This is a genomic window from Chitinophaga agrisoli, assembly GCF_008386695.1.
Lineage (GTDB): Bacteria > Bacteroidota > Bacteroidia > Chitinophagales > Chitinophagaceae > Chitinophaga > Chitinophaga agrisoli.
Window position 1 is genome coordinate 1 of record NZ_VUOC01000166.1, and the last position, 383, is coordinate 383.

Consider the following 383-nt stretch of genomic DNA (forward strand, 5'->3'; position numbering starts at 1 on the left):
CTCCTTTCCATTAAAGAAATCTTGCAGGAGCTTCTGCACCTTGGGGATACAAGTGGAGCCACCCACCAGTACAATATCGTGGATTTGAGCCTTATCCATCTTGGCATCACGGAGAGACTTCTCCACTGGCTCCATGGTAGACCTGAACAGATCGGCGTTCAGCTCCTCGAAGCGAGCACGAGTAATTGACGTGTAGAAGTCAATACCCTCAAAGAGAGAATCTATCTCAATGCTCGCTTGTGTGGACGATGACAAGGTCCTCTTTGCCCTCTCACATGCAGTACGCAAACGCCTAAGAGCTCTCTTGTTGGTAGCGAGGTCCTTTTTGTATTTCCTCTTGAACTCCTGGACAAAGTGGTTGACCATGCGATTGTCAAAGTCCT

1 protein-coding gene is annotated in these 383 nt (G+C 48.6%); it reads right to left on the reverse strand.

Features of this window, described 5'->3' with window-relative positions:
• On the reverse strand, positions 1-383 hold a 383-nt coding region (locus tag F0L74_RS34840), incomplete at both ends, for an Hsp70 family protein (protein WP_149842260.1).